Consider the following 5,394-nt stretch of genomic DNA (forward strand, 5'->3'; position numbering starts at 1 on the left):
TTTTTTTTTTTTGTTCTTAATTGCCTATTATTATAAATTTAATTTTAAACTGGAAATTTTATGTTTTTATTTTACGCTTTTTTTCCGATTATGTAAACTACTAATTTGATTTTTATCTATATTTTTTTATTTATTTAATTTTAATATTTTTAAAACTTATATATATAACTAACATTTAATTATAAAAAAAGCATACTCTAGATTTACCAATTATATATATATATATTATAAAAAATAGAACTTCTTTTGAATTTATTTTGCAATATGTAAATTAAATTAATAATTTTAAATTTACAAAAATAATATTAAATAATATCTAAGAAATATAATAAATTTAAATTTTATTATGGAAAAGAAAATCACTGATATTTAAATATAAATATGTTAATAATAGCTAAGATATGCTCAATAAATTTATTAACATTTAATTTAAATTTTTCGGAAAATATTCCATAAATAGAAATATATTTTTGAAAAATATTCCTTATAATATAAATGTAAACGTTAAATATATTTAGGAGGATAGTCAATGAAATTTATATCAAAATTTATTGAAGACAAAATGGTTCCATTAGTTTCAAAGTTTGCAACTTTAAGATATATGAGAGCCTTAAAATCTGGATTTATGGTTATAATGCCATTAACAATTATTGCATCTATATTTTTATTAATAACTGATTTTCCTATACCAGGCTATTCAGAATTTATGTCTAATATTTTTGGACCAAATTGGGGTAATTTTCTATCTCCAGCATATAGAGCAACTTTTGATATGATGGGAATTTTTCTTGCTGGTACAATAGCATATAAATTAGCTGAAATAGATGAAATGGATTCACTTCCTATTATGATTATATCTATAGTTTCATATGTAATTGTAACTCCTAATTTTGCTATTGCAGAATCAGGAGAAATTGTAAATAAAGTTATACCAATGGCATGGCTAGGAACAAAAGGTGTTATTACAGCTATAATAATTAGTATAATTTCTTATGAGATATATAAATTTATTGTTAAAAGAAACTTAGTAATTAAATTACCAGAGAATGTACCTCCTATGGTTTATAACTCATTTTTCTCTCTTATACCTGGTACTGTAGTAATAGCATTTTCTCTGATATTAAATGGAATATTCCTTTCATTAGGAACATCTATGCATGAATTTATATACTCAATACTACAAGTTCCTTTACAAGGATTAACAGCATCTCCTATAGCTATAGCTATAGTAGCTGGACTAAATGGATTTTTATGGTGGTTCGGTATTCATCCAACAGTTGTAAATTCTATTGTAAATCCGTTACTAAATGCTAATTCAGTAGAAAATTTAGAATTATTCAAACAAGGTATATTAACACTAGATAATGCTAATATAGGAACTATTCAAATGATAGATCAATTTGCAACAATAGGTGGTGCTGGAATGACTATAGGTTTAGTTATATCTATGATAATAGTAGCAAGATCTCAAAGAATGAAAATGCTTACAAAATTAAGTACTGTACCAGCATTATTTAATATAAACGAACCTATAGTTTTTGGATTGCCAGTTATAATGAATCCATTAATATTAATACCTATAACATTAGCTCCAATTGTATCAGTATTAATAGCTTATGGAGCTATATCAATAGGATTTATGAATCCTTTTAATGGTGTTGTAGCCCCATGGCCAACCCCACCAATATTTAGTGGTTTCTTAGTAAGTGGTTGGCAAGGAGCTGTTGTTCAAATAATTGCAATTATAGTATCAGTTGTAATATATTATCCTTTCATATTAGCATTAGATAAGCAATACAGAGCTGAAGAAAAATAAAATATATTCTATTTTAGGAGGTTTACTATTGAATTTAAATAAAAAAATTTCTATAAATAGCAAAAACTTAACTAACTTAGAAAAAAATTTATTGAAATTTTTATTAGAAAATAAATCACTATTTAATTATGATAGTTTTACAATATCTAAAATTTCAGAAAAATTTTCTATAAGTAGTACTAGTGTTCATAGATTATCAAAAAAATTAGGATATAAAAGTTTTATTCAATTTAAAGATGATTATTTTGAAAAAAATAATCATCTTTATACCTCCTTAAAAATACAAGATTATCATTTTGCAGGATTTATGATTGACACTTATGAATTAGTAAAACAATGTGAAATAAATAAAATAGTAAATAAAATGTTGAATTGTCAAAGAATAATATTCTATGGAATGGGTATGAGTAATTATTTGAGTAAAATATTTCAAATCAAATTACAACTTTTAGGTATACACTCTGAACAATATGACGACTCTAGATTTATGAGACTATCTAGTAAAAGTCTAAATAAATCTGAAGATCTAGTTTTTATTTTATCAAGAAGTGGTGAAACACCAGAATTACTAGAAGTTTTAGTAGAAGCTAGCTTAAGATCTATTGATGTTGTTTTAATAACTGAATGTAGAAATTCAACATTTGAAAAATTTTGCAAATATGTAGTATATACAGCTTATTCTAATGATTTAGATAATAACATAGATACTAGATTAAACTTTCATATAGCTATGGATTATATAATAAGAAAATTTATTGAAAAACATGAAGAAAGAGGTTTTAATGTATAATTTTGAAAAAATATTAGATAGATATAATGATGGTTCAAAAAAATGGGATTTAAATTATATAAAAAAAAGATTTTTAATAGATACTCAAAATAAAATTTTTCCATTATTTATTGCTGATATGGATTATAGATTACCAAGTGAAATACTTGATCCAGTAATTAATATTGTTTCTAAAGGTGACTTTGGATATTTTGATATTAAAGAATCTTTTTATATTAATATTATTAATTGGTATAAATTAAAATATAATTGTTATATAGAAAAAAATTGGATAGTTCCATCTATAGGAGCTATTTCTACAATTAATATTATTTTAAAAAAATTATTTAAAATAAAAGATAAAATTTTGATTTTTACTCCAGTATATGGACCTTTTAAAGATGTAATATTAAATAATAATTTTGATATTATAGAATCAAAATTATTATTTAAAGATAATAGATATAATATTAATTTTGATGATTTAAAATATAAAATTAATACCCAAAATATAAAATGTATATTATTTTGTAATCCACATAACCCATCTGGAATATGTTGGAGTAACAAAGAGTTATTACAACTAATAAAAATTTGTAAAGAAAAAAATATAATTATATTAAGTGATGAACTTCATGGAGATATAGAATTAAATAATAACGCTTTTAACTCTATAATAAAATTTTATAATTACTATGATAAAATAATAGTAATATCTTCTCCAAATAAAACATTTAATATAGCTGGTTTAGATATTTCAATATTTATTTCTAGTTCTAATAATATAAAAAACTATTTAGAAAATGAATTTTCAAAAATGAAAATTTCACCTAATAGAATTGCTTGTGACTTTCTTTCTATATGCTACGAAAAAGGTATAAATTGGGTTAATGCTTTATCAATAAATATAAAAGAAAATATAAATTTAGTAATAAAAATGCTTAATCCTACTGATATAGATATAATAATTCCTGATGCTGGATATCTTTTATGGATTAAACTTAATTCAATAAAAGATATTGATAATTTTATTTTAAAACTAGCAAAAGAAACTGGAGTTCTATTAGAGAGTGGAAATAGATTTGCAGGTAATAATAATCATACTTTTGTAAGAATAAATGTTGCTACAAGTAAATCTATTTTAAAAGAAGCTATGAATAAATTTATAATCTTCTATGAAAAATACCAACTCATTAATAAAAAAACTTTATAATATTTAATAAATTTATATAAAAAAATCATAAAAAATGGAGGAAAATAAGATGATAAATATTCTATTAATATGCTCAGCTGGAATGTCTACTAGCTTAATGGTAAAAAAAATGCAAGATGTTGCACAAAAAAGAAATTTAGAGGTTAATATTTGGGCAGTTAGCGATGCTCAATCAAAATCAAATGTAACTAAAGCAGACGTAGTATTATTAGGACCACAAATAAAATTTATGCTTCCTAAAATTAAACAAGAAGCAGGTAATATTCCTGTTGATTCAATTAACATGATAGATTATGGAACAATGAATGGTGAAAAAATTTTAGATTATGCTTTGAGTTTAGTGGAGGAAAAATAATGAATAATCTTGAAAACTTATGTTTTGAAATAATTTCTTCTGTAGGAACTGCTCGTTCTTTATATATAGAAGCTATTCAAGAAGCTAAAAATAAAAACTTTGAAAAAGCTTATTCATTAATAGAAAAAGGTGATTTAATATTTATTAATGGTCATGAAGCTCATTTAAAACTAATTCAAGACGAAGCAAATAACAATTTAGAAAAAACTTCATTATTATTAATACATGCAGAAGACCAATTGATGAGTGCAGAAAACTTTAAAATAATATGTAAAGAATTCATTGATCTATATAAAAAAATATAAATATAAAAATATACCTTGATTTATTTCAAGGTATATTTTTATAAAATAAATAATTAAATTATTATAAATAAATATAATTCAACTTAAACCCCAAAATAGAATTAAATATTATACTAAAAATCAAATATTGTAATAATGGTTTGGTGAATTAGGAACACGGCTCGTCCCCCCCCTTGTAGCATATAAACTTTTTTATTCTATATACTACAAGGGAGATTAAATAATTAATATTAATGGCTTGGAGCCATTAAGGTATCCGTTTCGTATTTAATCCCGTGGCTTCTAACCACTATGTGTATCTTTCTTGCTTAGGTCTGGTTTTATCAAGCATACTACCATGTAACTTTACACATACCCCTAGGAGATAAATTAAACTCCACCAGGACAGGCACTCCACTACTAAGAAACTATTATCTTAAATAGATTGTCTAAGAAATCGCTATTTCCATCTAACGGAGCTGCTATCGGTGGTGAACCGACCAGTTTTTTATAGTGTTATTCCTTTAACCACTTACCTATAATTAGGATTTTTCTATTATTTGATATTTTAAAGTAAAAAAAGCTTAGGTATTCAATACCTAAGCTCAAAATATCTACTTTAATCATATTATTAAGTAAATAAATTTGTAAAAACCTCTTGAAAATTTTATATCTTTTTAATATACTATGTTTATATCAATTAGATATAAAATCTTCGGTTGGGCTTGTCCTTAACTTTTGGGTATTGTGAGTACCTTTAAGTTACAATTACTTGTCTGCAAACAATTAATTGAACCGAAGTTGTTATATAAAAGCTCTTCGATTAGAAGTGCTTTTTTTTTTTTTGTTCTTAATTGCCTATTATTATAAATTTAATTTTAAACTGGAAATTTTATGTTTTTATTTTACGCTTTTTTTCCGATTATGTAAACTACTAATTTGATTTTTATCTATATT

Annotated in this window: 5 protein-coding genes; all 5 read left to right on the forward strand. The window is 23.2% G+C overall.

The genetic code is table 11. From position 1 onward, the window contains the following. Positions 1 to 529 precede the first annotated feature (529 nt). Genes AC4FRL_RS11515 through AC4FRL_RS11535 form a run of 5 tightly spaced genes read left to right on the forward strand, consistent with a single transcriptional unit; the run spans position 530 to position 4,458 of the window. Positions 530 to 1,816: a PTS sugar transporter subunit IIC gene (locus AC4FRL_RS11515; RefSeq protein ID WP_491140390.1), complete on the forward strand. Its 1,287-nt coding sequence runs from the start codon at positions 530 to 532 to the stop codon at positions 1,814 to 1,816. A 28-nt stretch (positions 1,817 to 1,844) separates the two neighbouring features. Beyond that, positions 1,845 to 2,606, forward strand: a complete 762-nt coding sequence (locus AC4FRL_RS11520; RefSeq protein ID WP_491140391.1) for a MurR/RpiR family transcriptional regulator — start codon at positions 1,845 to 1,847, stop codon at positions 2,604 to 2,606. Beyond that, complete coding sequence (locus AC4FRL_RS11525) at positions 2,599 to 3,798, forward strand: MalY/PatB family protein (RefSeq protein ID WP_491140392.1); 1,200 nt, start codon at positions 2,599 to 2,601, stop codon at positions 3,796 to 3,798. The genes AC4FRL_RS11520 and AC4FRL_RS11525 overlap by 8 nt, the downstream gene beginning before the upstream one ends. Before the next feature lie 49 nt (positions 3,799 to 3,847). Continuing rightward, complete coding sequence (locus AC4FRL_RS11530; RefSeq protein ID WP_491140393.1) at positions 3,848 to 4,153, forward strand: PTS sugar transporter subunit IIB; 306 nt, start codon at positions 3,848 to 3,850, stop codon at positions 4,151 to 4,153. Beyond that, complete coding sequence (locus AC4FRL_RS11535; RefSeq protein ID WP_491140394.1) at positions 4,153 to 4,458, forward strand: PTS sugar transporter subunit IIA; 306 nt, start codon at positions 4,153 to 4,155, stop codon at positions 4,456 to 4,458. The genes AC4FRL_RS11530 and AC4FRL_RS11535 overlap by 1 nt, the downstream gene beginning before the upstream one ends. Positions 4,459 to 5,394: the final 936 nt, after the last annotated feature.

Source organism: Clostridium sp. TJA032 (genome assembly GCF_058310275.1).